The sequence below is a fragment of the Brucella sp. genome (assembly GCF_032066345.1).
GTDB classification, from domain to species: domain Bacteria; phylum Pseudomonadota; class Alphaproteobacteria; order Rhizobiales; family Rhizobiaceae; genus Brucella; species Brucella pseudogrignonensis.
In genome coordinates this window covers 267,078-293,318 of the sequence record NZ_DAMBKZ010000001.1, presented here as the reverse complement: position 1 = coordinate 293,318, position 26,241 = coordinate 267,078, and the positions used below count along the sequence as shown (strand labels likewise).

Below are 26,241 nucleotides of genomic sequence, written 5' to 3'. Positions count from 1 at the left end.
CGGCAACCTCCCGCCGGGCGAAGCTGGGGCGCAGCGCTCTCCGGCTGTCTGCGCTCCAGCGTCTGTTTCCGGGGAGGGCGCGCGATGAACTGTTTGCCATCACACGTTTCCAATTGTTGGCGCGTTTCGCGCCTCACGTCTAAGACGTACCTCTTCAGGCAAGGAAATGAGATATCGCAGAAACGCATCGGTGAACCCCCGAGATGCCGTAAGCTCTTCACGGGTAACACCGTCGATGCCGTGCGCGCCGTCGTTTCCAATGAGTCTTATTTCGTGGGCCCAGTCTTTCATGGCTTCTGGAATAAGGTTTTTGGCAGCCAGCTTGTCTATGCGTTGAAGCAAGTTACCCGTAACATCTGGATGCTTGGTATGAATGGCAGTTTCGATTGCCCGGCGATACATGATCGCGGATGCATCTTCGCACCCTTCAAGATGAAAGTTCTTTTCAGCTGCGCTGAACGATCTAAGGGTTGCGTCAGGCAACGAGGTTGGTGTTTCAGTAGTTTGCTCAGGGGTCCTCACAACAAAACCGTTGCAGTTGATATCAGTCAGAGTGACCACCGGATCGTCGTAGAGTTCTGCGAGCGCGCTATCAAAATCACTAAGCGTGCCGAAAGCTGCTGGTGGCGCTACAATAGATACGCCTATTGCATTACGGCATCGGCGGCAAACAGCTCCTCCCGCCGCCCGCCATTCGCCCGTTTTCTGATCTTGTCCAATTGGTTTTGCACCAAAAAGCTCAAGAGCAATATCAACCGCGTTGCAATGCGGGCAGGTAGTGACGAGTTGTCCCATGATTGACCCCCGGGAAAAAACCAAACTTGTAAATGGCTATATCAAATCTGCGCTGACGGGTAGTGGGTCTGGCTCCGCCATGTCCAAGCTGTTTGAGGCATGGGAAGCTGCGCAACGCCGCGATGCTGCTGATGAGTTTGTTCTCGCCCTGATTGGCGAGCTAATCGCAACACGGGAAATCCAGTCACTAGATGCGGGTCGCTTTCGAGCATTTAGCCCTCCGTAGATTTGCGTTGTTCCGTCTATAACGGCGGCGCTTTCGAGTTTCACTGAATCCTTTGTCGATATTTTTTCCTTGATTTTTCGGGGGTGTTTTCGTGCGCACAATTTCCGAGCAAGAGCGCCTTTCTCTTAAGAAGGCAACTGACGGCGGATACACGCTCGCAGGTGGGATTACCTGCCTACTGCCTTTCACGCGGGTGAGTACCTCTACGCTGTCAAAATATGCGTCCGAAAACGATGAGTTCCGCAAACATTTCATCCCGCTTGATGTGGCGATTGAAGTTGATCGCAGATTGAAATCCCCCCTGATCATCAAAGTTGCGGCGGAACTGCTCGGCTACAAGTTGATACCTTCCCAGACGTCTGCCGGCAAAGCATTCCGTAGTGCTCAGGTTACTGAATCAGACGCCACCCGCGTCATGAAAGAAACGATGGATGTTGCCCAGGCGATCATTGAAGCCCGGAAAGACGACCGGATCGACGTTGCTGATCGAAAGAATATCCTCAAAGAAATCAATGAGGCCATTCAAGCCCTAGAAGATGTGAAGCACTCTTTGGAGGTCGAGCCATGATCTCCTTGAAGTCGCTCAAGTATCAGCGCCACCCGAAAAGCCGCTACGGATGCGACCGATCACGTCGTGTTGTCGATCGCTTTTCTCACAATCCCGAAAAAGTTGACCGCATCGCCCGCCTTGTCATCGAGGCAGGTTCGACGTTGCGTGCAGGAAAGGCCGTCCGCCATGTCTGATTATGATCCATGGACAACTAAGCCTGTCGGAAAGCAGAAGGCTAAGGCCAAAGCGAAACCTTCACCTGATGAGCCGACTGTAAGTATCAGCGTTCCGGACGGGCCGAGCACGCCGGAAATTCCGTTAAGTGAACTTTCAACTGCGGCTGAAAATGTCGCTGGATTTATGCGGGGCCCGAAGAAATCGAAGGTCGACAAGGCCGAAGAGGTTTCTTCGAATGTGATCGCGGTAGGGCAGCTGAGATCCTTTATCGAGCGCATTGAGCGGCTTGAGGAAGAAAAGCAGACCGTCGCCGACGATATCAAGGATGTTTATGGCGAGTTGAAAGGCTCCGGTTTCGACGCCAAAACCGTCAGAGCCATCATCCGCCTTCGCAAAAAAGAAGACCATGAGCGCCATGAAGAGGAAGCAATGCTTCAACTCTACATGGACGCTCTTGGCATGTCGTGAGGTTCGATATGCTGGCAGAACAATTACTCGTAGCAGAGCATATCGCGAAGAATGGACCGCCTCGCCAGTTTGAGTGCGGTGTCCGTTGTACGCCCGACTGGGCGCGGGATTATCTGGCGCAGCGCGGCATTCATATCAGCTCGCAGGCGAACAAGTGGCGCATCGTCCGCAACGGACAACGCAGGCTTACCACTTGGCAGCAAGTCCTGAAGATTGTCGATGAAATGCGGATTGCTGAGGGAAAGCAGCCTTTTCAGGTGCGTCAATGATCAAGCGTCTTCTGGCTCACGATTTCCTTGTCCCTGTCATTATCGCGGTCATCGTCACACTGGCTGCGGCCTCTCCATTTTTCATTGTCGTTTGGCTCGCGGAAAGGCGCTGAGATGCATGAACTTGTGATCAAGATCGCAGATATCGAAGTGCGCGACCGTTTGCGTGATGTTGAAGCGTCAAAGGTCGAGGCGCTCAAAACTTCCTTTGCGGAATTGGGTATGCGGACACCCATCACGGTGCGCCTGACTACTGACGATGCATTGCCATATTCGCTATCGGCTGGTGCACACCGTTTGGAAGCCGCACGGCAGCTGGGTTGGAGCGAAATTCCAGCGTTTGTCAGAGATGAAAGCAAGCTGGATGCGGAACTGTGGGAGATTGATGAAAATCTTGCCCGTTCTGAATTGTCGCCTGCTGACAGGGCGGTGTTCACATTCCGTCGCAAGGAACTGTATTTGCTCAAATATCCTGAAACCGCGCATGGCGGTGACAGGAAATCAAGTGGCCAAGTTGGCCAGTTGATCGACAGGCAAGAGCGTAAAAGCTTCGTTGCGGCAACGGCGGAATTATCCGGGAAATCAGAGCGCGCGATTAGGCGAGATGCTGATCGCGGCGAAAAGATTTGTGAAGCTGCGCTTCGCCTGTTGCGCGGATCTCGCTTTGATAACGGCACTACGCTCGACAAGCTCAAAAAGCTTCCGAGTGACGTTGCCCAGATCGCGCTTGTCGAGGGATTACTTGCGGAAGATCGGCGCGTTGCGGCTGAGAATAAGCAGGTTCGGGCGCATTCGCAAAAGGTGAAGCGTGCGGTTCGCATAGCGCGTATGGCGCATATCGTCGAAAAAGGTGCTGCGACCGCCCCGGCAGAACTGGGGAAGCGATACGCAATTTACTATGCTGATCCGCCTTGGAAATATGAGGTCTGGTCGGAAGAAAGCGGCATGGATCGCAGTGCTGAAAATCATTATCCGACGATGGACGTTGAAGAGATCATTGCCTTGTTCCATCGGCTTGGCATAGCAGATCCAGATTTTCCAGCAATCATATTCTTGTGGTGCACCAATGCAGGTTTGCGCAAGCAGGGCATTCGCGTGCTTGAAGAATGCGGATTTGAGTACGTGCACCATTGGGTTTGGGACAAGGTTCATCAAGGCAATGGTCATTGGGGCTTTGATTGTCATGAATGCCTTCTGATCGGGCGGCGTGGTGATGTTGTAGCGCCGGAAAAAGGCACTCAACCGCGCACGGTTTATCAGGAAGCTAAAGGCAGACATTCGGTCAAGCCTGCTTTCTTCGCAGAAACGATAGAGCGCATCTGGCCCGATCTCCCGAAGCTTGAACTATTCTGCCGTGATCCGCGTCCGGGTTGGGATGCCTGGGGCTTTGAAGCTGCGGGGAGGGCTGCGGAATGACGATCGGCGGCGCGCGCAAGCGTAACATTTACCTCTCCGGGCCGATGACCGGGCTTCCTGATTTCAATTATCCCACATTTCATCGGGTTACGGCCCAGCTTAGGCAATCAGGGCACCGCGTCTATAATCCAGCTGAGTTCCCGCATGATGGTGATCCGAAGGGTTTTCCTATTCGGAAGGCGTTCGCATCATATTGCAATTTCATCTGTCTGGAAGCTGACACGATTGTCTTGTTGCCCGGATGGGAGAACTCGAAAGGCGCTCTTGCTGAGCGACAGCTAGCGCTCAACTGCAGCATAGCAATCATCGAATGGCGAGGTGTGCTTTGAGTGCGGAGGCGGATGAGCTCCGCCGGATCAGATCTAAATTAGCAGCTCTGGACGGCGCTCAATGGTTCCGCTCGACCGATGAGCGCGGTGATTTTATCGAAGCGAAAACCCGCCACGGTGAGCTTAACGTGATTGCACGGCTTCATCCCGGTGCTTTGCCAGAGGAAACAGACTTCGTTGCAAGTGCGCCTGAGATGGTCTCATTCCTGCTGCGGCTTGTCGATCGGGCTATTCAGTCGGCGCGCGGCACTCAGAGGCCACAACAGTATCAGGTGCGGCGAGCACCGAGGCGCGAAAAGGATTTCGCGGCAGAAGCTGCAATGAAGTGCGATGAGCCTGCGTTCAAGGTGTTCCTCGAAGAAATGCACGGCTTAGAGAAGCCTTTGACATCGGATCGAGCGGCGCAACGGCTGCGCTCGATCCTTAATATCAAATCCAGAAAAGAATTGAACGAAAACAGTGCTGCCGCTGAACGCTGGCAGGATTTCCGCGCTGCTTTCGAAGCATGGAAGAGGGTGGTTCTATAATGGCAAATGCTATTGATTTTGCAGGCTCAAATAGAAAGCTGTTGCCGCCGCAAGGTGCTGAGAATGTCGAGGCGCTGCACACCTACACAAACGGCATGTGCTCAGTTTCCTGTTGGGAATTGACACAGGACGAACTTGCTGAAGTGACCCGCACTGGCAGGGTGTTTCTGACGGTGCTTTCCGGCACTACGCAGCCACCTGTGTTTGTCGGAAGCGAAAATATCATGCGTTCATTCGTCGTCGATTACGGCGGCGTGTGGGCGCGTGGGAAAGGGGATTCGGGTGAGTAATCCTCGTCTATCAATCATCCCTGCAAGGGCTGCTACTGATCCGGCATTGAAGCCGCGCGACTTGCAGGTGCTTTGCGTGCTGGGGCGTCATACAGATGAATACGGTTGGTGTCGTCGTAGTCAGGTTAAAATGGCTGCTGAGATGAACTGTGGCCGTGCGACCGTGTTTGACGCCATCAACCGCCTCATCAGTGCGGGCTATCTCGAACGTCATGAGCAGGAAAGCGACAGTGGGCGCGATAGCGCTCATTTCTACCGTGTCATTCTTGATCCGAAGCATCATGATATTTCATCGGTTCAAGACGCTGATACCCCCTGCCGGTATGTCGGCACCCCTGCCGGTATATCGGCACCCCCTGCCGGTCCAGAACCGGCACCCCCTGCCGCCTCTGGACCGGCACCTATTAACGACCCTTATTTAACTTCCCCTTCAAACGAAGAAGAAAAAGAGCGCGCAAGCGAAAGTATGAATGGGAATGAGAAGCAGGATTCCAGTTCGGCGGATGATGATCCGAAAACGGCAGCATTCGAGAAGCGGGTTATCCATTTCGTGAACGGCGTGGGTTTCCACTCCGGTATCTGGCCAAGGTGGGATCACAGTACAACGCTGGACTGGATCAAGCGCCAGTTCGCCGGATTGTCGGTTGCAGAACGCAGGGAAGCGGAACGTTGGCGTGATGGCTACCTTTTGGATGCTGTCCAGCGGAAAGTGAAGCCACAGCCTGTTGGCGCTTTCTTCCGCGACCGCCTCTGGAATGCTCTTGATCCAGAAATCCTGAAAAAGGCTGAGAGTGTGAAGGCGCAAGCTGCAAGAGCCGAGGAAGCCAAGCCCGATGGTTGGGCAGCCGGTTACGGTCCTGTTGGTATGGCTCGCTTCTTTGGTCATTTGCTGGACGGGCCAGCCGATCATCAACTTGCGAAGGGTTCCTTCTTGCCGCGTGCGTTGCTTGCCAAGGCGTGGCCGGAGCTAACGCGCTTCCGTGATGTCCAGCAGCAGCGCAGCGGTGCGGTGTTTCAGAAGATCTGGCACACGGCTGGCGATCTGATGGAGCCGGTACCGCAGGGAACAATCATTCTCTCTGCCTGGAAGGATGAGTTCAAGCGGCGTGCTTGGCCATGGCCTTCTGAGTTTGACCGCATGCAAGTCGTGTTCTGCCCGCGCGGTGGTCCGTCGGCCTTAGTCGATTATGAAACAGCTTTGAGGGGATTGGGTGATAATGATGGCAATTGATCAACGTCAGATCGATATCGCAATGGCATCTGCACCCACTGATGAGCAGTGCAGGGCGATTGATAAGGTGCTCGCTGAGCGCCGTCGTATCGCTCGGATGAGGGCAGCAGCAGCGATTCGCGCGGGTGATAATTCTCCTTGGTTGGTTCTAAACGTTATGACTGGGCGTGAACTTTCAGTTCGTGATGAATTGATCGCCGCCAATATAGAAGTGATTGTCCCCATGAAAATGGGGCCAAAGCTTCGTCGTTTTCACAAGGAAATACCGGCTAAGGAGCAGCCTGTAATGGTTGGCTATATCTTGGTCAGGTGTGCCTTGAACAATACTTCAATGGCAGGTCTACTTACATTCGATCACGTAGTCACGGTGCTCGGTGGCTGCGAGAAACCCTATTTGGTGGATGCTGATAAAGTAAGCAAATTCAATGAGAAGGCCCAAAAAGGTGAATTTGATCACGAAGTCCCGCAATCAGCATTTACCGGCGTTAAGAGGGTGGCTATTCGTGAAGGTGTATTTGCGGGCATAGAAGCAAAATTCATATCGGGACCTGCAAAAGGCAAAGGTGTGGCTGTTGTCGAACTGGTACTTTTCGGCCAACCTCGATCGATGATTATGCCTCTTGCATTTCTAACCCCATTGTGAGCGTAATCCAGCCACGGGATGATCCGGTAGAGAATAGTGAGCCTCAATACACGGTAGCACGTGGGCACAAGTTGCTGAGGTGGTCGCGCTCGGACCCCGCCTTGACGGTCTCAATCACGAGACATCGATTCAGGGCCAGAGCGTAAGCTATGTCTGAAATTAACCAATCACACTGAGCGCCCTTCGTGGCGCTCTTTCCATATGTATATGAGGCTGACGTGAGCCAACGTATCGAGCGCGAACGTGATGCAGCTGCACCATGGCGCAAGTGGTATAAGACTGCCCGTTGGCAAAAGCTTCGAGAGGATGTTCTCAAGCGTGACCTCTTCACCTGCCAGCAAACCGGCGTTCTCCTGATCGGCAAGCATCCAGCTCCGAATAGTCCTGTTGTCGATCACATCCAAGAGCATCGCGGCAATGCCGAACTCTTCTGGGATATGAACAATCTTCAGGCTTTGAGCAAAGCCTATCACGACAGCGAAAAGCAGAAGCAAGAGCAGGCCAGCCTGCATCATCGTGGCGTTTGGGACTAATCTAAACTCCTTCCATTTCTAAATCTGGTGACAATATGATCGAACTGACTGTCGTGGGCGCGGATGCTCCTGCACTTGTAGATGACGGCTATTCAAATCTGCGACATTACCGGTGGAGATTGGATAAAAACGGATACGTGATGCGAAAGGCGAAGGGGCGTCGCATCTACCTTCATCACGTCGTCTTGCCGGGAGATCGTTATCCTTCAATGGTTCGCGATCACGTAAATAGAAACAAGTTGGATAACCGATCTTCCAACCTTCGTTGGCTGACAATGGCGCAGAGCGCACAGAACCGAGATGCACATCGAAACAATCCCTTGGGACTTCGTGGCGTTAAGCAGATCGGTAAGACCTTTCGAGCCGTAGTTTACCTCAACAGCGTTTCTCACCGGCTCGGCATGTTCAAAACAGCAGAAGAAGCGTCGAGAGCCGCATCGGAATGGCGAGAAAGGCACATGCCCTTTGCCTCTCGATGAGGGTGGGGGGTATGAAACTTGAAATCGGGTCTGCCTCCTAGACCCGCGTCCCCCTCATGCAGAGGTTTTTTTCCTGAGATGAGTGATTTTTCCGGCAAGTCGGGCGATGACAAGTCAGACACCGATCTCTTTGGCGCACCTGTTGGGCAGATCAAAGAACGGTGGGGCCGACCATCATTCGCAAAAAGCAAAGAAAACCAAGAGCTTGTAGCGCTTCTCAAGGCTGCGAGTTGGTCAGTCTCACGAATTGCCCGCCATCTTGGCTGCGATGAGAAGACTTTACGAAAACATTTTTCCCGTGAGCTTGAACAAGGTGCGGACATAATCGAAGCGATGGCCTTGCAAGTCACGCTTCAGAAAATGCGACAAGGTAATTCCGTCGCGACAGGACGTATCCTCGATATCACCGAAAAGGCCAATCTCGTACAGCCGCCACCTAAGCCGAAAGCTACACCTGAAGAGGAAAAGCTTGGCAAGAAAGAGCAGGCTATTCGGGATGCGCAAACCGCTCATGAAGACGGCGACTGGGGTAAACTCCTGCAATGACGAAAACACTTGATGAGTTGCGTTCGTCCGGCGCTCGCTGGGACTTTGCCTGTCCGGACTGGTTTGAGCGCCTTCAGGCTGGGAAATCGCCTATCGCTGATCTTCCGCTTGATAAGGAGAAGGCGGATCGCGGTGAACGCATTTTCAGCAAGCTGCGCCTCCCTGACGTGGACGACAAACCGCTACTTCGTGATTCCTGCGGACAGTGGTTCAAGGATATCGTCCGCGTCGTCATGGGATCGGTCGATGACGACAACGTCCGGCACGTGTCTGAGATATTCGCGCTCGTTGGCAAGAAGAACTCGAAGACAACATATTCGGGCGGTCTCATCCTGACGTTGTTGCTCGCCAACAAGACGCCACGTGCTGAAATTCTGTTCGTCGGTCCGACACAGGAAATCGCCGATACCGCGTTTCAGGCTGCCGTGGGCATGATCGAAGAGGATGAGGAAGGGTATCTCCAAAAGCGTTTTCACGTCATGGAGCACAAGAAGACAATCCGCGACCGCGTGACGAAGGCCTTCATCAAGATTAAGACCTTTGACATGAAGGTCATGACCGGCTCGAAGCCAGTTATCGTGCTGATCGATGAGCTGCACATTATGGGCTCTATCCATTACGCGAGCCGCGTCATTCGTCAGATCCGTGGCGCTTTGGTTCGCCGCAAAGATAGCCTCCTTATTATCATCTCTACGCAGAGCGACGAACAGCCAGCAGGCGCGTTTAAGACAGAACTCGAATATGCGCGCGGCGTTCGCGACGGAAAAATCACCGGCAACGTTCGCATGCTGCCGATCCTCTATGAGTTCCCCGAAGCGTGGCAGGTAGACGAAAAGAACAAGCCGTGGGCCGATCCCCGGAATTGGCATCTCGTAATGCCAAACCTTGGCCTGTCGCTCGATATCGACACGATGATCGCCGATTTCGAGGCAGAACAGCACAAGGGCGCTGAATCCGAAATCATCTGGGCATCGCAGCATCTCAACATCCAAGTCGGCATGGCTTTGCATGGTGATCGGTGGGGCGGTGCTGACTTCTGGCTGAATGCAGCTGAGCCTGATGTCACACTCGATTTCATACTTGAGCGATGCGACGTGTGTGTTGCTGGCGCAGATGGTGGCTCGCTCGACGATCTTTTCGGGCTTGGCATCATTGGTCGCGAGAAAGTTACGCGGCGTTGGTATGGATGGTTTCATGCCTGGGTGCATCCGATAGCACTTGAGCGCCGCAAAGATATCGCGTCCCGCTTGCTCGACTTCGAGAAAGAGGGCTCGCTTACGATCTGCAAGGATTCCACTGGGCATCTGCGTGATATCGTCGGCATCCTCGTTCGCATCAAGAATGCTGGGCTTGCGCCTGAAAAGAACTTTATCGGCATCGATCCGAACAATATCGCAGAGCTGGTCGATGAACTGGCGCTCGCAGGGATTGATACCGACAAAGAAATGGCGCGCCTTAGGCAAGGCACATGGCTTGCCTCGGCTGTCTGGGGATTAGAGCGCAAGCTTGAAAACGGAACGATCACCCATGATGGCAGTGATCTGATGAAATGGTGTGTCAGCAACGCCAAGGTCGAGCGGAAGGGAAACGCTGACATGATTACCAAGCAGGCCGCAGGCAAAGCCAAGATTGATCCGCTGATTGCCGCTCTTCATGCGGCCGTGCTGATGAGCTGGAACCCGGAACCTTCTGGCAACCGTCTTGATGATTTCCTCTCAAACCCGGTAATGGTTGGAGTCTAATGGCAACTCGCAAAAAGACGCGAAACCGGAAGTCCAGCTTACCGGCAAACATGACGCGTGATGAGATCATCGCCAAGGATCGGCGGTTGTCTCTTAAGAATGGTTCTGGCTGGGCCGGTGCATTCGGCACAAGCAATCATGCTGGCAAAAGTGTCCACCTTCATTCTGTTCTGCAACTTGCAACGGCATGGGCTTGTATCCGACTGACAGCGCAGGCCGTCTCATGTCTGCCGCTCGCAATGTACGAGAAGCGCGGCAATGATGACCGGGTTCGCGTCTCTGATGACGATCTTGCGGAGGTCATTTGCGACAACCCGAACGAAGATCAGACGGCGCTAGAATATTGGGAGTCGATGGTTGCATGGATGGCGGCCACCGGAAATGCCTATTCCGAGAAGGTGCAAAGCGGCAATCGTCTGGTGTCTCTCCAGCCTCTGGCCAGTACGCACTGTGCGCCGTTTCGCGATAGTGACGGTGAGTTGCATTATCGGGTCAACGACAGAGGAAAGGCCGAGGTTCTTCCACGAGGCAAGGTGTTTCATCTGCGGGGCTTTGGATTTGGCGGCGATATGGGATTGTCGCCTATTCAGTTCGGCGCGCAGGCATTTGGATCTGCAATCGCTCTCGATGAGGCGACCGGCAAGCTTTATGGCAATGGGTTGCAGGCAAGTGGCGTTCTTTCGTCAGACAAAACGCTGGAGAAAGATCAACGTGAGCAGCTCCAGACGATCATGGAAAAGTTTGTCGGCTCTCGTAACGCAGGCAAGTTGATGGTTCTGGAAGCCGGTCTCAAATATGACCGGCTGGCGCTTTCCCCGGTTGATGCGCAGATGCTTGAAAACAAGCGCTTCAGCGTTGAGGAAATTTGCCGTTGGTGGGGCGTGCCGCCGATCATCATAGGTCACGCTGCGCAAGGCCAGACAATGTGGGGATCTGGTGTCGAACAGATTCTGCTGGCGTGGCTTACCCTCGGCATCGACCCGCTTTGTGATCGCATCGAAGCCCGCATCAAAAAGCAGCTTATTCGTCCAACCGGCAATCGCCGCAGGTATGCTGAGTTCAATCGCGAAGCACTCTTGCAGATGGACAGCAAATCCAAGGCTGCATTCCTGTCAACCATGACGCAAAACGGTCTGATGACCCGGAATGAGGGCAGGGCGAAACTCAATCTCCCTCGCAAGGATGGCGGTGACGAGCTCACAGCGCAAACAAACCTTGCCCCATTAAGTCAGCTTGGCGTCGCCACAGACAACAACTCTGCACGGGCGGCTATGCGTGCCTGGCTTGGCGTTTCTTCCGAAGAAAGGCATTCCAATGACGATGCGTGATCTTCCCTCCGCAAAGGTCAATGTCCGTCCGGGTTTGCGGTCGGAACTTGCGCCAGCTGCACTTGACCGTTGGAATAGTTCGGTCAAGTCGGCAGCTGATGATGCAGACAATACCATTTCCATTCTCGATCCAATTGGAGAGGACTGGTTTGGGGATGGCGTTACCGCCAAGCGCATTTCTGCGGCTTTGCGCAATATTGGCAAGAAAGACGTTGTCGTCTCAATCAATTCGCCGGGTGGCGATTATTTCGAAGGGCTGGCGATCTACAACCTCCTTCGCGAACATCCTGCGAAGGTGACAGTCAAGATCGTCGGCATTGCGGCTTCTGCAGCATCCGTTATCGCAATGGCCGCAGATGAAGTGCAGATCGCGCGTGCGGGTTTCATCATGATCCACAATACGTGGGTTGTGGCGGTTGGCGACCGTCATGCACTTCGGGATGTCGCTGACTGGCTTGAGCCGTTCGACGTGACTGCCACCGATATTTATGCCGCTCGCACTGGTCTCGATGAGAAAGAGATCGGCCGGATGCTTGACCGTGAAACTTGGATTGGTGGCGCTGACGCTGTCGATAAAGGTTTTGCAGACAGCCTGCTCTCTGCTGATGAGATTGAGAGCAAGGCCAACAATTCGATTGCGAGCCGACAGCAAGCTGCGGCTCACAAGTTCGACACTCTTCTCGCCAGAGCGAACGTACCGCGATCCGAGCGGCGCGAACTGCTTCAGGCGCTGAAAGGCGGTATGCCCGGCGCTACCGTAACCGGCATGCAGGACGCTGCCGTATTAGCTGAGGTCTCAGACCTCCTCGCATCCATAAAATCTATCTAGGACAGCCAAGGAGGCAATCATGTCCAAGTTTTTCATGCCGTCAGTAGCACTGGCGGCACTCATGGCCGCACGTCCTGCTGGTATCGTCGGTTCCGTTCGTAATGACGCACAGAACATCGAAAAGTTGCTGGGCGAAGTTAAGAGCGAACTTGCTCGCGTTGGTAGCGATGTCAAGCAGACCGCTGAGGATGCTCTAAAGCAGGCCAAAGAATCGGGCGGTTTGACTGCTGAAGTTAAGCAGAAGGCCGATGAACTTCTGATGGCGCAGGGCAAGCTTTCTGCTGCTCAGGATAAACTCACTGAGCGTCTTGAAGCGCTCGAAACCAAATCCACCGACATTGAGCAGCGTGTTGCGTCTCGTCGCGGTGGCGGCAATGATCAGGCGGTGAAGTCTCTGGGCCAGATGGTCGGTGAATCCGAAGATCTGAAGAACTTCGTCAGTAAGAGTGGCGCAAAGGGTGCTGTTCGTATCGTCATCCAGAATGCCATCACTTCGGCAACCGGTTCCGGTGGCGCATTGATCACGCCACAACGGGACACAGAAATTGTCGGCATTCCTCGCCGTCAGATGACAATCCGTCAGCTTCTCTCTGTTGGCGAAACCACGAGCAACTCTATCGAGTATGCGCGTCTGGTCACTCGCGATAACAAAGCGAGTGTCGTCGCTGAAACTGCGCAGAAACCGGAATCCAATTACATTTGGGAAATGGACGACGCTCCTGTCCGCACCATCGCCCACTGGGTGCCGGTCTCGCGTCAGGCCATGGATGATATTCCGCAGCTTCAGAGCGAAATCGACGGTGAGCTGCGTTACGGTCTCGACTTTGTGGAAGAGGCTGAAATCCTCAAAGGCGACGGCACGGGGCAGCATATCCACGGCCTTGTTCCGCAGGCGACACCATATGCAAATCCCGGTGTTACGGTGGTCAATCCGACAAAGATTGATATTCTTCGTTTGGCAATCCTTCAGGCTTCGCTTGCTGAATATCCAGCTGACGGAATCGTTCTCAACCCTACCGACTGGGCAGATATCGAACTGACCAAGGACGGTGAGAACCGCTACATTTTTGCCAACGTGATCCAGCTTGCCGGTCCGCAGCTCTGGGGACGTCCGGTTATCTCCACTCAGGCGATGGATCTGGATGAGTTCCTTGTTGGTGCGTTCCGGATGGCTGCAAAGATTTGGGATCGCATGGAAACGGAAGTCCTGATCTCGTCTGAAGATCGCGACAACTTCATCAAGAACATGCTGACAGTTCGTGCAGAACGCCGCCTGGCTCTCGCAGTCAAGCGCCGTGCAGCACTGGTCACTGGCGATTTTGCTACTGCACTTCAGCCATAATCATTGGCTTTTGGCTCATCAAGGCGGGCGGTTTTGCCGCCCGCTCTATGAACCAAAGGAGACGAACAATGCACCTCAAAGCAACACGTGGAAGTTTTGGCGACTTTGGTCGCGTCCGCAAAGGCCAGATCCTAAAGGATGTGGATAAGAAGCTAGCTGAAAAGCTGATCAAGAATGGCGCTTACTCCGAAGCTTCGGCGCAGGACATCAAGGATGCAGAAAACCGCAAAGAACTCGGCATTCTCGATGCCAAGAAAATTGCGGCGGCTCCGAAAGGCGATACTGCCGATATCGACACTTTGCTTGCGGAAATTGAAGCCGCGGAACAAGCCCTGACTGTATCGAAGGCTGAAACTGAAACGGCAGTTAAAGAACTGGCAGATTTCAAAGTCGAGGCTGAGGCGGAGCTCGCGGATGCCAACAAAGCAACCGACGAGGCCAAAGCGGAATTTACCGCATACAAGTCTGAAACCGAAGGGCAGCTTACTGCGGCTGCTGATGAAATTGCCGGTCTGAAGGCTGCAATAGACGATCTTCAGAAGTCTGCATCGCAATCGGAAACGACAGAAAACGACAAGTCCAAGGGCAAGTCGGAAAAATAACGGTCAGGTGTAATGGATAGCCAAGTCCGCGTTATAGAGCCTCCCCAGCCCATCGTTACGCTTGAGGAGGCAAAGCGTCATCTGATTGTCGATTTTAATGATGATGACGAACTCATCAAGTCGCTTCTGCTCGCCGCCACATCGTGGATTGATGGCCCGACAGGCTGGCTTGGCTGCGCGCTTGGGGTTCAGACATTGGAACTCCGCGTCGCTGATTTCTATTCGCTACCCTGTCAGCGTGACGTCATTCCGTTGCCATATCCGCCGGTCCTCGAAGTTATCTCAATCACCTATCGCGATTCAGGCGGCGTTTCGGTTGTTATGCCCTCCGATGGGTATGAGGTAACATTAGGTGGCGTTCGGCCATTGCATGACGGTTGGCCTTCAGCGGAAGGCACGGCAGACTCCGTGCATATCCGTTATAAGGTCGGCTGGCAGAAGCCGGATCCGGCTGATCCTTCGAAGCTGGTGTCTGATGTTCCGCAGGCCATACGAACTGCGATCATGATGTTGGTGGCTCAATGGTACGCTGTTCGCGAAGCTGCGACGACTGAAGGGGCTGTCAATAAAATGCCATTCTCGGTCGAAGCGCTATTGCAGCCTTATCGCATATATCGGTGAGGTGATCATGGCTGACAAAAACTCCGCTGGATCACTTCATTCGAAAGTCGCTCTCGATAAGCGTGAAGATGTTGTCGATGGCATGGGCAACACGGTTTCTGGCTGGCAAGAGCAGTTCCAGACACGCGCCGAGTTTATCCATCTCCGCGGGTCTGAAGCCGTTATGGCCGGTCGCCTTCAGGGGAAGCACACACAGGTTATCCGGGTTCGTATTTCCAGCAATACAAGGCTGATAACCACAGATTTCCGGGTTCGTGACACTCGTAGAAACATCGCTTTCAACATTCGCGATATCGAGTGGGAAACCAACCGCCAGTTTATTTCGCTTACATGCGAAAGCGGCGTTGCTACGGGGTGATGTCATGGTTGAGGGTCTGGATCGCCTGAAGCGGAAGTTAACCAAGATAATTCCCCAATCTGTTTTCGACGTTACGATCAAGGCTATGGAGCAGGGCGCTAACGATGTTGTTGGCATGATGCGAAGACTTGCTCCCAAAGACAGCGGCAAGCTTGCTCAGTCCATCAACTGGACTTGGGGAGATGCGCCGAAGGGCGCAATGGTGCTGGGTAAGTCAGCACCAACCCGTGACGGATTGGTGATCACAATCTACGCAGGCGACCAATCCACTATGGTCGGTGTGCGCGAGCAGTTTCAGCTTGCCAGACTGCAAGAGTTTGGAACCCAGCACATGCAAGCTCACCCCTACTTCTTTCCATCGTGGAGAACATTGCGGAAGCGGGTTGGGAGCCGCGTGACAAGACAAATGCGAAAAGCCGTGAGGGATGCTGCAAAGTGAACATTTCCGAAGAGCTTCAGCGATATCTTTATGCCGCGCTACGAACCGTTCCCGAGGTAACGAACCTTGCTGGTGGTCGCGTTTATGACCGAGTGCCTAGCACAAACGGGCAGGTTACTGCGCAATTTCCTTATGTGTCATTCGGTCCTGTCAATATGATTGACGATTACGCTGATTGTGTTGATGGCGAAACCCACACCATTCAGCTTGATGTGTGGTCGCGAGCGGTCGGGCAGGGTGAGTGCAAGAATATTGTTGATGGCATCCGTAAGTCATTGAACCGCTCACAACCAGAGTTGGATGAAAACGCTGTGGTTGGAGTGAACATACCAATTTCACAAATCGTCCGAGATCCAGACGGATTGACGACGCACGGAATAATTCAAGTTGAAATTATGGTCGAGGTGAACTGATGGCTTGGGCAATTTTTAAAGTTGAGAGCAACTGGTCGCGTCCTAGTAGCCGCTATTCCTTCAATGCTAAAGCTTCGCCGGAGCCGCAAGAACGCCCACAAGATTTCATTGATTACTGCGTATCGAAAGGCTGGGCCGAAGCGGTCGCAAGCCCGTCACGCGATGAGAAACGCGCCTTGAAAGGCCGTAAACGGGCAGAATAGCCCAATCACCTGAAACCGGGCCACAAGCCCTATCAAGGCTGGCATTTTGCTGGCCCGTTTTCGAATGGAGGCATATCATGGCCGTTAAGCCAACCACCGCAGAATTTCAGCATCTGGTTGTTGAAATTGAAACAGATGTCGAGGGAACTTTCTCGAAGATTTGCGGCATCACACAGCGCGGTATCAACCGTCAGCATAACATGCAGACGACCGAAGTTCCTGCCGATTGTGAAGATGAGAGCCTGCCAGCTGTTGTTGAACGAGCTGTTCAGTCCTCGGAAGTCACAATTTCTGGTACTGGCGTTTGGGCCGGTCAGAGCCATCAAATGATGCTTGATTGGTGGTATTCCGGCGGCAAGAAGACAATTCGTGTTCAACATGTGAATGCGAAAATTGGTGATACCGAATATGAAACTGGATCGGCCATTCTGGTTAACCTCAACAACGCGGTCGAAAAAGGCCAGAAGGTATCGGCTGAAATCGAAATCCAGTTTGATGGCTTGCCAACGCGTACAGCTAAGGCTGCGTAATGGCGAAAGTTCTCACTTGGGCTGGCGGAGAGCATGATTTTGAACTCCGCCTTGAGCATCTGCGCGCCCTGCAAGACAAATGCGATGCAGGGCCGCAATGGATACTAATGCGGCTTACTTCCAAACAATGGTTCATTGATGACGTGATCCAGCCCATCCGTCTAGGTCTTGAAGGCGGTGGCATGGAAAAGGAAGCGGCTCGGAAGCTGGTCCAAAAATTCGTTGAAGATCGTCCGCTCACATTGTCGGTTCTGACTGCACAAGCTGTGTTGATGGTCGCACTCTTTGGAGATGTAGACGATCAGCCGGGGGAGCCGAAAGCGGGGGTGAAGGCGAAGACCCGAACCCGCTCCCGCGCGGCAAGTGGAAGTTTAACCGCTTCTACCAATGGGCCGGAATAGTTCATCGCGACATCGGCAAGATGACGCTTTGGGAGTTCCGTTGCGCCACTGAGGGTTTCAAGGCCGCTAACGCGACCGATGAGAAAGCCGCTCCGGGCATGAGCGACGATCAACTATCTGCACTTGGTATCGAGGGTTTCTGATGGCAACTGACGTTGAACGCCTTGTCGTGGCGATGGAAGCGCGGACTGCTGCTTTTGAAAAGGCGCTCAACCGCTCATACAACCAGGCGGCAAAGCAATCCACCCAGATTGAACGGCGCTTCCGTGACATGAACAAAAACATAGAAGATGTTTTTGCGCGCGGTGGCATCAGTCAAGCCCTGAAGAAAGACCTCGAAGCTTCTGTTGCTGCCGTCTCATCGGCAGAAGCAAAGCTCAGCCAGTCGACATCATCCATGAAAGGAATGTTGACTGGCTTGGCGGGCATATTTGCAGCCCGAGAATTGGTCACGATGGCCGATACATGGTCTGATGTTTCCGCCCGCGTCGGTATCGCTGTTGGTGAAATGGCAGAAGCTCCGGCTGTTATGGAGCGTCTGTATGATCTGGCCCAGAATACCTATTCAGGTTTTCAGCAGACTGCCGAAAGCTTCATCGCCAATAGCACCGCTCTCAAAGAGCTTGGCTACAATACCAATCAGCAGCTCAATTACACAGAAGCGTTGAACAATGCTCTGGTTGTCTCGGGCGCTAAGGGTGATCGCGCAACCAGTGTTACAAACGCGCTTTCGAAGGCGATGGCAGCCGGTAAGCTGTCTGGCGATGGCCTCAACACCATCATCGAGACAGGCGGACGCGTTGCCGAGGTTCTTGCGGCTGAGCTTGGCGTGGGCGTTAATGCACTGCGCGACGTGGGAGCACAGGGCAAGATCACTTCGCAGGTTATTTACAGCGCGCTGACTAAGCGCATGGAAGAGTTGGCCGATCAGGCTGGCGCCATGCCTGCAACAATCGGTGACGCATTCCAGCAGATCCAGAATGCAGCGCTGAAATCCGTTGGTGCACTGGATCAGGCGGGCAAGGTTTCTGAAACACTTTCCGGTATCCTTGGCGGCGTTGCAAAGAATATGGATACCGTTGCTGCTTCTGGTGTGGCGATGGCTGCTGTTTTCGGTGCACGTCAGATCGGTGCAGCAACCACAAGCCTAGGTGGATATGCAAGAACAACTATTTCAGCCGCCGCCGCAGCGCGCGCTGCGGCTTTGGAAGAGCAGGCGATGGCCGCTGCCCGTCTGCGTAGCGCTGAAGCTGCTATGGCTGGTGTCCAGGCCAACGGACTTGTCACCAACTCACTGCGGAATGTGACCCGCGAGTTGCTGGCTGCTCGTATGGCAATGAGTGCTGCCAACGCGCAAGTTTCGGCAACGGGGCCGATAGCAACTGCATCAGCTGCTGCAATTCGGGGCTTTTCTACTGCAATGACAGCTCTTGGTGGTCCCGTGGGCGTTGGTCTCTTGGCGCTCACCGGCATCATGTACGCGATATCGACACGCTCGCAGGAAGCCGAGGAGCGCGCCAATCGCTATGGTGAAGCAATCAGAAAGGCTGGAGACGACACCGACTTTGCAGGTCTTGGCATCGAAAAAACTGCCCAGAAACTGTTCACCCTAGCCAGCAGCTTGACTGAGGCACAGAAGGCAATCCGCCTTGATGATGCAACTGCAAATGTTGAGAAGTCGATTGCGGCACTGGAAGAGGCTTTCAACTCTGCCGGTCGTGGCATTGCAGGTCTGAGTACCTATCTATCGTCGGTGTATGGTGAGATGGGTGATCTCGTCAGCCGATTTAAAGACGGCGAGATATCGGTTGAGGATTTCAATTCGGAGCTTGATCGCCTGTCTGGCATTGATCCGAACGTAACATCCGTTGTTGCACGTATGCAGCAAATTGCATCAGAAGCCGCAGCTGCTCGCGGCGAGGTCAATGCGCTGAGCGTTGCCCTTAACTCCATTGGCGGCAAGGGCGGTCGCGTCGGCAAGGAAACCGATGCTGAACGCGAAGCGAGAGAAGCGGGTGTTCGGCAATCTCAGGTGAACTTCAACCAACGTTTCGGCGACTTCGCTGAAACAAAAAAGAGCCTCGAAGCACAGGCCAAGGCAATAGAGGACGCTGCGAAAAAAGCATCTGGCGGTGGCAGAGGCCGTAAGGGTGGCGGTGGGCGATCCAAAAAAGACCGACCCGATGAATTCAAGCGAGAGATCGAGCAGATCAAAGAGCGTACTGCTGCTATTCAGGCCGAAACCGAGGCGCAGGCTGGCATCAATCCGCTGATTGATGATTACGACTATGCGATCACTAAGGCCCGCGCCACACAAGAGTTACTGAATGCTGCCAAAAAAGCCGGGATTGAAATCACTCCTGCTTTGAAAGAGCAGATTGAAGGACTGGCCGAGGGATACGCTAACGCCACCGTGCAGGCAAACAAGCTTGCAGAAAGTCAGGATCAAGCACGCGAAGCCGCTGATTTTTTCAAGGGAAGCATGATGGATGCTTTCCAGTCGATGATACCGGCGATTGAAACTGGCAATTCGGCCCTCGATAAATTCCTGAATACTTTGATCGAAGCGGTATTGCAGGCAAGCTTGCTGGGCAAAGGGCCGCTTGCTGGGATCTTCGGCGGCGGAGGCGGCGGGATATTCAGCGGGCTTGGTAAATTGCTGGGATTCGATAAAGGCGGCTACACAGGTTCTGGCGGCAAATATGAGCCAGCGGGTGTCGTGCACAAAGGCGAGTATGTCTTTGATCAAGATGCTGTCCGCGCAGCTGGTGGTCCTGCCGCACTCGACGCCATGCGCCGTGGTCTCAAAGGTTATGCGAATGGCGGATATGTTGGTCCATTGCCAACTTCGAACGCACCAACCGCGCCTGGCATCAAAGGCATGCGTAGCCAAGGGCCAACCGAGACTATTCGCGTGATGCTCCACGATGACAGTGGTCGAATGGCCCAGATTGCCGATCAGCGCATCCAGACAGCGTCTGGTGCAATTGTGCAGGTTTCTGTTCAACAAAGCACCCGAACCGTCCAGCAGTCGCTGCCGTCAATGATGGCCGATGCACAAGCGAGAAAAATGTAATGGCGACTATTCTTTGGCCTCGTTCGGTTCTGAAGCCTAAGCGCGATCCTTTTAACATTGCACCTCGCACTCTGGCGGGGCCGTCGAGCGTATCGGGCGTGACGCAGGTTTCAGCTTCCGATGCTGGCATCTGGAAGGCAACATTTGCCGATATCATCATCAAGCGCGGGACGGCTTCTGTTTTAGCCTTCCGCGCCATTTCCACTATGCTTGAGGGTAGGCTGCATCCAATTCTTGTTCCGAGATGCTGCGCTTATCAGCCGTTCGATCCAGATTGGGGCAAGGCACTTGAAAAGGTGCCTCACTCTGACACGAGCCCATTCAGTGACGGCGGACTGTATCGATCGCGCGCAATAGATATCCGTCTGACCGGTAATATCCCTTTGCGTGGAACGACAGCTAACATCTCTTTGATTGCAGCTGGACAGTTACAGCCTGGCCAAGACTTCTCCATTGGTGAACGTATGTACCGTATCCGTACCGTCCAGATGACAGGTTCAAACACGGCAACCATCACTTTCAGGCCTCCAGCGCGTGAAGCTGTTTCTGCGGGGGCTGAGATGGAATTTGACCGGCCTGTCTGTCGGATGCGCCTTGCAACGGACGCTGAGATGGATCTGGACTTGGATCTTGTTTCGCCGTGGTCGTATCCAACTGTTAACTTCATTGAGGATGTGTGATGTCATTCTTCACATCAGCTCAACTCGCCGAGTTCTCAAAGGGTGAAGTCAGGCTGGATATGCTTGTCGAGTTCCGCTTTGCGTCTGAGACAATGCGGGTATGGAACGGCAATACCAAGCTGCTAGCTGGTGGTAATATCTATGAGCCTATGTATGGATACGGTTCGATCGATGGCATCGGAATGTCATCTACGACTGCTGCACAGAGCGTTTCATTCCAATTGAGCGGTTTGCCAGATGTAACACTGAACTTTCTCGCTATGGCACTTGATGCCAACGATGAGGTTGATCAGCGCATCGTGGTTATCTTGATCCAACTGTTCGATACCGAATGGCAGCCGCTCGGCAATCCTGCGCCGATCTGGTGGGGATTTATGCAGCCGCCGCGTATCAGCCGAACGGAAATGCAAGGAACTGAAGGTGCAATCCAGTCAATATCGATGACTGCTGAGAATGCTTTTTTCAACCGATCCCGTCCAGCTTATGGCCGATATACCGACCGCGACCAGCAAGCCAGATCGAACGGAGACAAGTTTTTTCAGTTCGTCGGTTCTTTGCTGTTCAAATCCTTCAAGTACCCAGACTACTAAGGTCAAGCCATGCACATCGCTGATTTTGTAGCAGCCGAGGCGTTAAAGCCTTTTCGGTGGGGCGAGACCGATTGTGCTTCAACGGCTGATCGCTGGATCAATCTTCAGACAGGCAAATCACCTCTAGTGCAGGCTGGGCTGATTTATCGCGATGAGTATGACGCAACGGCGCTTCTGATCGAGCGCGGCGGGTTCCCGGTCATCGTCAACCGGGCAATGAAGCTGGTCGGCTTTGAAAAAACGGATGCGCCACAGATCGGCGATGCCGGGCTGATCATGCACAATCGAAAACTATGCCTCGCCATTCACGCTGAAACATTCTGGTTCTCACGGGATGAAAGCGGCCTCATCGGCGCGCCTCTTGATGCTCTCTGGAAAGCTTGGAGAATTCAATGCCAGTAGCTCTTTCCGGCATAATTGCAAGCATTATCGGCACAGGTGCTATTGGTGCAGCTTTACAAACCGGTCTTGCTGCAATCACGATGTTCGCATCTACAACCCTTGGCGGCTTGGCACTGTCTCTTGGTCTGTCATACTTGGCATCATCCATATTCAGGCCATCACAACCCAAGCCGGAAGATGTTCAACAGCAGGTGCGCCAGCCGACTGCACCGCGTATCCGGCATTACGGACGTGTGAAAATGTCAGGCACATGGGCCTTTGCTGAAACGAAAAGCGGCAATTTCTATAAGGTGTTGGCGCTGGGGCAGGGGCCGTTCGATGGGATCGAAAGCTTTTGGATTGATGACAATTATCTACCGCTCGACGGTGATGGATACCCGATTGGACCGACGCCTTACAGACAAGGCGGAACCGGCGCGCCACTTCTGCGCATCCTAAGCCGATTGGGCCAGCCTACTGAAACCTCCTATGACGAGCTACTGGTAAACTTTCCGGAATGGACATACGACCATCGAGGTGATGGTGTGGCTTCACTTCTCGCATGTCAGTACGCAGTCGGGCAGGAGTATTATCTCAGCCTTTTTTCAAACGGCATCAATACCAATTATCGTGTTGTCGCCCGCACCTCGTTGGTCAAAAACCCTGTAACTGGCGTGACTGAGTGGAACGACAAGGCAGCTGCGGTCATCCGTGATTACATGACGCATCGGGACGGTATGCGCTTGCCTGAAAGTCTCTTCACCACACCATTGGCACAGGCGGGGTGGGTGGCCGCATACAATCGTTCAAACGAGGGCGTTGCGATATCTGCCGGAGGCACCGAACCGCGCTATCGTCTCTGGGGATCTTATCAGCTTAATGAGCGTCCAGCGGACGTTCTGGGTCGGATGCTTGCTTGTTGTGACGGTCGTTTGGTTCCTACGCCAGACGGAGGCTTGACCCTTGATGTGGGCGCATGGGCCGAGCCTTCAGTTATTTTAACGACCGACTCGATCACGGGCTTTTCTGAGGTTGGTCGTGGCCGCGATGTGATGACGTCAGCGAACACCATCCGTGCGACATTTCTTGATCCAAATCAGGATTATCAGTCCACTGATGCAGACCCTTGGGCTGACGAAAACGATGTGTCTGAGCGTGGTGAAGAAGCCAAAGATGTTCAGTTCAATATGGCCCCTTCACACAGTCAGGCACGGCGCTTGATGAAACTCGAATGGTTCCGAGCAAATCCGAATTGGGTCGGAACGTTCAACACTAATCTTATGGGCCTTGCAGCGTTTGGCGAACGGTTTGTGCGCATACAGTACCCTCTTTTTGGGATCAACAGCGTCTTTGAGGTGATTGATTTCAAGTTCATTCTTGGAGAAGGCGGTATTTTGTTGGGAGCGACCATTCAGGTTCAATCAATGCCACAGACGGCATACCAATGGGATGTTAGCCAAGAGGGGACTGCGCCGGTATCGGACAGCAGCACCGTTGATGACGATCTGCCGATCCCATCCGCACCTGATGTAATAATTCAGTCGGGACCCGTTGCTGAACTAAGTTTTCCGCCAACGGGAAACCTTCTTCTGAGCTATATGGTTCGATGGAAAAAGACCTCAGACACTGAGTGGACAACGTTCGGTCCACTTGCAAACAATGCCGAGACCTACACGACGCCGGGCCTTTCCGCAGCAGCAGAATATGAATTTCAGTTAGCAATGCGGACGGAAAAGGGACGAATTGGAACTTACTCGGCCAGCACAATCAAAACGACCCCCTGATCATCAAAGCAAACTAGATAATTCCTCCCTGCTCTGGCGGGGCTAATTGCCATGGAGCAATCGCATGACCGTTCGCACTATTGACGATATCTTCCGCGATTTCGTGATTGAAGGAATGCCCGCATCAGGACCGTTCAATCCGTACAAGCCAGATATTCGCGATACCCTCAAAAAGCTGCTTGAGGGCTTGTCGACATTTCCTGACAATCGAGTAATTCGCCTTAACAATGCGAACGAGGGAACGGCCAATAACATTGTTGTCTCGTCGTCAGTTGCGATCCCATCAGCAGCTTATCAGGTCCTATATGTCCTGAACGTAACGCAAGCAAACACCGGAGCTGTAACAGTTTCCGGTGCTATCAACCGTGCCTTGGTGACGAATACGAGCCAGCCAGTTCCGAATGGATATCTTAAGCCTGGCATGGCTGTTTTGTGTATTGATACAGGCTCAACGCTCCGTATGCTTTCTTATGGCAATGTCGAAAGCATTGTTGAAGAAATGGTTGTTAGTGCTGAAGCCGCTAAAGCAGCCGCTGAATTAGCGAGAGATCAAGCTCAAAACGCAGCTTCCGATGCTGTCTCACAGAGCAATGTGCCAATCTACTCGTCTCGCGATGCAATTGAAACGTTAGTAGTTCCTGTAGCAATAAATGCATTTCGCACAAATGGTTATAGTGCGGCTGGAGATAAGGCGCTTTCACTTTATCTAGAAAGCTCTACCGAACCAGCACATTTCAGTAAGGTCCAAGACGGGGAGGGACGCTGGTTTCAAGCAGTAGAAGAGGATGACCGCCTGCGGAGCTTTGCTGTCAGCATGTTTAATGCCCAGCCTGTAAAGATCGACTGCTTTGGTGATAGCACAATGGTTGGTGTGGACGTAACTAATCCTCCAGATTACATTGCCGCCATTCCTGCTCCGGCAAAACTTCAGATGTTTCTTCGCGACTATTATTCCAACGGCAGTATTGATGTTAACAATAAAGCCATTAGTGGAACGCGTACTGTAAGTATGCTTGCAGGAACGGACGGGAGTGGAAAAACATTCCGAGAGCGCATCTCTGAAAGTGATGCAGATATAGTATTCTGCAACCACGGGATTAACGACTGCCAGAACACACCACCAACGCCAATTGGCGATTATAAAGCCAACCTCTTTGAAATCGTTCGTATCATAAGAGCAGCTGGGAAAATACCTGTCCTAATGACACCGAATGTTTTAGCGCCGGTGCCTTCGCTTGGTGTGATCGATAAATCGGAACGTCTCAAATCTTACGCTGAAGTTGTGCGTGAAGTATGTAGGACGGATAGGGTGGCCTTAGTTGATGCATTTCAACAGACTTGGCAGCTGCTCACTTGTGGCCGTTACAAGGTACAGCAAATCCTTCCAGATGGCGTCCATCCTACGCAGCTGGCTTATAATTATATCGGCCAGCTGATGGCGGCACCATTTATGCATCCTCAGCAAGGTGTTTCCACAGATGGAGAGATCGTTTCAGTGGCATCGCCCACCGTGCTAATCACCCCCTACAACCCAGTATCGGCTGCGGTCAATAGCCGAACAGGTATGCAACTCATAAGCAGTACAGATAACGTTGCGAAGAGTATAAAAATGCTGATTAAGATCGAAAAACCCGGTCTGGATCTGTTCTTAGCGTATCCGATTTGGATTGGTGGCGTAGAAGCTGCAGGAGTGGGGCTTGATCAGGTCTATGTCGGCGGAATTTCTCAGCGCCATTCAGCCGGCTATGGTGGTCGCTATATCCAAGATCATGAAATTTGTGTCGCTAGAAACGTTCCGCCCGGCCTTCATATGGTGTCTATTTCTGCCGATGCGTCCACTTGGTCCATCGGTGCCAATTACTTGAGGGTCCGTAACTCCACTTCCCAAGAACTACGATTTAAGAATGCTGGCCCACATGCGCTTTTAACTTACACTGAAATTTTGGGAAAGGCGCTGCTATCTGTTTCGAATGGCAATTCTGATGCCATTGAAATCACAGACCAGATTCACCTTGATCGTTTTTCAGGCCCGCTCGATATTGGATTTACCGCCGCGTTTAATAAAGGGGATGCTGTCTGCATATTTGGACAATGGGCTGCTAACGCGACAGACGGTGTTGCTGTAATGGGGCTTGGAGTTGGTTGCGATGAAACAACTGGCTATCTAACAATATTCCAGGCAAACGGTGAAGGCGCTTACAGCAAGACAGCTATCGGTTCCGCTGATATATCCGGCCAGTCCAAAGACTTCCGGGTCTACCTTGCGGCGGGTTCACCATCCAGCCTTCAGGTGTGGGTGGATGGAGTCGGGTCGGTGGGGGCAACAGTCTCAGTGCCATTTTTGGGTGGGTTTTTCGGCATCAGAAAAAGCGGAAACGGGCTGCTAAGTGTGAACAAGCTAAGTACCTTACGATAAAATGTGAAGAAATTTCACCGATCTCTG

At 53.1% G+C, this 26,241-nt stretch carries 32 protein-coding genes and 1 pseudogene; 32 read left to right on the top strand and 1 reads right to left on the bottom strand.

Going from position 1 to position 26,241, the window contains the following annotated elements; genetic code table 11:
- Window positions 1–99 precede the first annotated feature (99 nt).
- On the bottom strand, window positions 100–795 hold the full coding sequence (locus tag RT142_RS01495; protein WP_313026703.1) for a DUF4145 domain-containing protein: 696 nt from the start codon (window positions 793–795) through the stop codon (window positions 100–102).
- Here RT142_RS01495 and RT142_RS01490 point away from each other — a divergent pair.
- The 32 genes and pseudogenes from RT142_RS01490 to RT142_RS01335 form a co-directional block, all read left to right on the top strand.
- Entirely contained in the window at window positions 794–1,021 is a 228-nt protein-coding gene (locus RT142_RS01490; protein WP_313026700.1) for a hypothetical protein, read from the top strand. The genes RT142_RS01495 and RT142_RS01490 overlap by 2 nt on opposite strands.
- A gap of 91 nt (window positions 1,022–1,112) precedes the next feature.
- Complete coding sequence (locus RT142_RS01485) at window positions 1,113–1,589, top strand: phage regulatory CII family protein (RefSeq protein WP_313026698.1); 477 nt, start codon at window positions 1,113–1,115, stop codon at window positions 1,587–1,589.
- Window positions 1,586–1,765 carry a hypothetical protein gene (locus RT142_RS01480; protein ID WP_313026695.1) on the top strand — a complete coding sequence of 60 codons (180 nt, stop codon included), beginning with the start codon at window positions 1,586–1,588 and terminating at the stop codon, window positions 1,763–1,765. The genes RT142_RS01485 and RT142_RS01480 overlap by 4 nt, the downstream gene beginning before the upstream one ends.
- Before the next feature lie 166 nt (window positions 1,766–1,931).
- Window positions 1,932–2,216, top strand: coding sequence for a DUF2312 domain-containing protein (locus RT142_RS01475; protein WP_313027079.1), 285 nt, complete (start codon window positions 1,932–1,934; stop codon window positions 2,214–2,216).
- Between the two features lie 8 nt (window positions 2,217–2,224).
- Complete coding sequence (locus RT142_RS01470; protein WP_313026693.1) at window positions 2,225–2,485, top strand: hypothetical protein; 261 nt, start codon at window positions 2,225–2,227, stop codon at window positions 2,483–2,485.
- 114 nt (window positions 2,486–2,599) lie between these two features.
- On the top strand, window positions 2,600–3,901 hold the full coding sequence (locus tag RT142_RS01465; protein WP_313026690.1) for an MT-A70 family methyltransferase: 1,302 nt from the start codon (window positions 2,600–2,602) through the stop codon (window positions 3,899–3,901).
- Window positions 3,898–4,230 carry a DUF4406 domain-containing protein gene (locus RT142_RS01460; RefSeq protein WP_313026688.1) on the top strand — a complete coding sequence of 111 codons (333 nt, stop codon included), beginning with the start codon at window positions 3,898–3,900 and terminating at the stop codon, window positions 4,228–4,230. Before RT142_RS01465 ends, RT142_RS01460 begins: the two co-directional genes overlap by 4 nt.
- Window positions 4,227–4,757, top strand: coding sequence for a hypothetical protein (locus tag RT142_RS01455; RefSeq protein ID WP_313026685.1), 531 nt, complete (start codon window positions 4,227–4,229; stop codon window positions 4,755–4,757). Before RT142_RS01460 ends, RT142_RS01455 begins: the two co-directional genes overlap by 4 nt.
- On the top strand, window positions 4,757–5,047 hold the full coding sequence (locus tag RT142_RS01450; RefSeq protein WP_313026683.1) for a hypothetical protein: 291 nt from the start codon (window positions 4,757–4,759) through the stop codon (window positions 5,045–5,047). The genes RT142_RS01455 and RT142_RS01450 overlap by 1 nt, the downstream gene beginning before the upstream one ends.
- Window positions 5,040–6,278: a helix-turn-helix domain-containing protein gene (locus tag RT142_RS01445; RefSeq protein WP_313026680.1), complete on the top strand. Its 1,239-nt coding sequence runs from the start codon at window positions 5,040–5,042 to the stop codon at window positions 6,276–6,278. The genes RT142_RS01450 and RT142_RS01445 overlap by 8 nt, the downstream gene beginning before the upstream one ends.
- Window positions 6,265–6,921, top strand: coding sequence for a transcription termination/antitermination NusG family protein (locus RT142_RS01440; protein WP_313026678.1), 657 nt, complete (start codon window positions 6,265–6,267; stop codon window positions 6,919–6,921). Before RT142_RS01445 ends, RT142_RS01440 begins: the two co-directional genes overlap by 14 nt.
- 218 nt (window positions 6,922–7,139) lie before the next feature.
- Window positions 7,140–7,454 (top strand): HNH endonuclease, encoded by a 315-nt coding sequence (locus RT142_RS01435; protein ID WP_313026675.1) that lies wholly within the window; start codon window positions 7,140–7,142, stop codon window positions 7,452–7,454.
- A 35-nt stretch (window positions 7,455–7,489) separates the two neighbouring features.
- Entirely contained in the window at window positions 7,490–7,933 is a 444-nt protein-coding gene (locus tag RT142_RS01430) for an HNH endonuclease (protein ID WP_313026672.1), read from the top strand.
- A gap of 18 nt (window positions 7,934–7,951) precedes the next feature.
- Window positions 7,952–8,479 carry a hypothetical protein gene (locus RT142_RS01425; protein WP_313026670.1) on the top strand — a complete coding sequence of 176 codons (528 nt, stop codon included), beginning with the start codon at window positions 7,952–7,954 and terminating at the stop codon, window positions 8,477–8,479.
- On the top strand, window positions 8,476–10,221 hold the full coding sequence (locus RT142_RS01420) for a terminase large subunit (protein ID WP_313026667.1): 1,746 nt from the start codon (window positions 8,476–8,478) through the stop codon (window positions 10,219–10,221). Before RT142_RS01425 ends, RT142_RS01420 begins: the two co-directional genes overlap by 4 nt.
- Window positions 10,221–11,549, top strand: a complete 1,329-nt coding sequence (locus RT142_RS01415) for a phage portal protein (RefSeq protein WP_313026665.1) — start codon at window positions 10,221–10,223, stop codon at window positions 11,547–11,549. The genes RT142_RS01420 and RT142_RS01415 overlap by 1 nt, the downstream gene beginning before the upstream one ends.
- Window positions 11,536–12,378, top strand: a complete 843-nt coding sequence (locus tag RT142_RS01410; RefSeq protein ID WP_112813476.1) for a head maturation protease, ClpP-related — start codon at window positions 11,536–11,538, stop codon at window positions 12,376–12,378. Before RT142_RS01415 ends, RT142_RS01410 begins: the two co-directional genes overlap by 14 nt.
- A gap of 19 nt (window positions 12,379–12,397) precedes the next feature.
- The gene (locus RT142_RS01405) at window positions 12,398–13,720 is read left to right on the top strand and encodes a phage major capsid protein (protein ID WP_313026660.1); all 1,323 of its coding nucleotides are present in this window, start codon (window positions 12,398–12,400) and stop codon (window positions 13,718–13,720) included.
- 68 nt (window positions 13,721–13,788) lie between these two features.
- Complete coding sequence (locus RT142_RS01400) at window positions 13,789–14,322, top strand: hypothetical protein (RefSeq protein ID WP_313026658.1); 534 nt, start codon at window positions 13,789–13,791, stop codon at window positions 14,320–14,322.
- A 12-nt stretch (window positions 14,323–14,334) separates the two neighbouring features.
- Window positions 14,335–14,943 carry a head-tail connector protein gene (locus tag RT142_RS01395; protein WP_313026655.1) on the top strand — a complete coding sequence of 203 codons (609 nt, stop codon included), beginning with the start codon at window positions 14,335–14,337 and terminating at the stop codon, window positions 14,941–14,943.
- A gap of 7 nt (window positions 14,944–14,950) precedes the next feature.
- Window positions 14,951–15,301 carry a phage head closure protein gene (locus RT142_RS01390; protein WP_313026653.1) on the top strand — a complete coding sequence of 117 codons (351 nt, stop codon included), beginning with the start codon at window positions 14,951–14,953 and terminating at the stop codon, window positions 15,299–15,301.
- 4 nt (window positions 15,302–15,305) lie between these two features.
- Complete coding sequence (locus tag RT142_RS01385; protein ID WP_313026651.1) at window positions 15,306–15,740, top strand: HK97-gp10 family putative phage morphogenesis protein; 435 nt, start codon at window positions 15,306–15,308, stop codon at window positions 15,738–15,740.
- Window positions 15,737–16,153 carry a DUF3168 domain-containing protein gene (locus RT142_RS01380; RefSeq protein WP_313026649.1) on the top strand — a complete coding sequence of 139 codons (417 nt, stop codon included), beginning with the start codon at window positions 15,737–15,739 and terminating at the stop codon, window positions 16,151–16,153. Before RT142_RS01385 ends, RT142_RS01380 begins: the two co-directional genes overlap by 4 nt.
- Entirely contained in the window at window positions 16,153–16,356 is a 204-nt protein-coding gene (locus RT142_RS01375) for a hypothetical protein (RefSeq protein ID WP_313026647.1), read from the top strand. The genes RT142_RS01380 and RT142_RS01375 overlap by 1 nt, the downstream gene beginning before the upstream one ends.
- Window positions 16,357–16,433: 77 nt before the next feature.
- Complete coding sequence (locus RT142_RS01370; protein WP_313026645.1) at window positions 16,434–16,886, top strand: phage tail tube protein; 453 nt, start codon at window positions 16,434–16,436, stop codon at window positions 16,884–16,886.
- Window positions 16,886–17,287 (top strand): gene transfer agent family protein, encoded by a 402-nt coding sequence (locus tag RT142_RS01365; protein ID WP_313026641.1) that lies wholly within the window; start codon window positions 16,886–16,888, stop codon window positions 17,285–17,287. The genes RT142_RS01370 and RT142_RS01365 overlap by 1 nt, the downstream gene beginning before the upstream one ends.
- A gap of 142 nt (window positions 17,288–17,429) precedes the next feature.
- Entirely contained in the window at window positions 17,430–20,363 is a 2,934-nt protein-coding gene (locus RT142_RS01360) for a tape measure protein (protein ID WP_313026639.1), read from the top strand.
- Window positions 20,363–21,043 carry a hypothetical protein gene (locus RT142_RS01355; RefSeq protein ID WP_313026637.1) on the top strand — a complete coding sequence of 227 codons (681 nt, stop codon included), beginning with the start codon at window positions 20,363–20,365 and terminating at the stop codon, window positions 21,041–21,043. The genes RT142_RS01360 and RT142_RS01355 overlap by 1 nt, the downstream gene beginning before the upstream one ends.
- Window positions 21,043–21,633, top strand: a complete 591-nt coding sequence (locus tag RT142_RS01350; RefSeq protein WP_313026635.1) for a hypothetical protein — start codon at window positions 21,043–21,045, stop codon at window positions 21,631–21,633. The genes RT142_RS01355 and RT142_RS01350 overlap by 1 nt, the downstream gene beginning before the upstream one ends.
- Before the next feature lie 9 nt (window positions 21,634–21,642).
- Entirely contained in the window at window positions 21,643–22,035 is a 393-nt protein-coding gene (locus RT142_RS01345) for a DUF6950 family protein (protein WP_313026633.1), read from the top strand.
- Window positions 22,026–23,798, top strand: a complete 1,773-nt coding sequence (locus RT142_RS01340; RefSeq protein ID WP_313026631.1) for a phage tail protein — start codon at window positions 22,026–22,028, stop codon at window positions 23,796–23,798. Before RT142_RS01345 ends, RT142_RS01340 begins: the two co-directional genes overlap by 10 nt.
- Window positions 23,799–23,862: 64 nt before the next feature.
- A pseudogene (locus RT142_RS01335) lies at window positions 23,863–25,218 on the top strand (SGNH/GDSL hydrolase family protein); the annotation flags it as partial.
- Between the last annotated feature and the right edge of the window lie 1,023 nt (window positions 25,219–26,241).